This is a genomic window from Nitrobacter vulgaris, from assembly GCF_002028545.1.
Taxonomy (GTDB): domain Bacteria; phylum Pseudomonadota; class Alphaproteobacteria; order Rhizobiales; family Xanthobacteraceae; genus Nitrobacter; species Nitrobacter vulgaris.
Genome location: NZ_MWPQ01000095.1, coordinates 1 through 511, shown reverse-complemented (window position 1 = coordinate 511; position 511 = coordinate 1). Strand labels below are relative to the sequence as shown.

Sequence of the window (511 nt, the reverse complement as noted above, 5' to 3'; positions counted from 1 at the left end):
TAGGGTCCGGACTCATAACCAGTAACTGACCAGCGCAGCGATGCAGACGGCTGCGAGGAAATTGATTGCGAGACGATCATATCTGGTGGCGATGCGGCGGAAGTCCTTCAGGCGGCAGAACATACGCTCGATGGCGTTGCGGCTTCGATAGAGGACGGGCGAAAAGCAATTCTTCCAGTGTCGGTTCGCCTTGGGCGGGATGTTCGGCATCGCACCCTTTCCCTCGACCTGTCGGCGGATGGCATCGCTGTCGTAACCCTTGTCGCCGTGCAGGATCGCGGAACGTGGCATCTGTTCGAGCAAAACCGCTCCAGCGGTGCAATCGGCTATCTGACCCCCGGTCAGCAAGAACGCGACGGGACGACACTCCGCGTCGGTCAGAGCATGGATCTTCGTGGTCCGCCCGCCGCGCGATCGGCCGATGGCCTGCTGATGTTCCCCCCTTTGCCGCCAGATGCGCATCGATGCGCCTTCACGGCCGAGCTATCGATCAGGACCTGCGCAGGAGGTC

General features: G+C 61.6%; 1 pseudogene. It reads right to left on the bottom strand.

Features of this window, described 5'->3' with window-relative positions:
• Nucleotides 1-12 precede the first annotated feature (12 nt).
• Nucleotides 13-511 (bottom strand): annotated as a pseudogene (locus B2M20_RS18695) (IS5 family transposase); the annotation flags it as partial.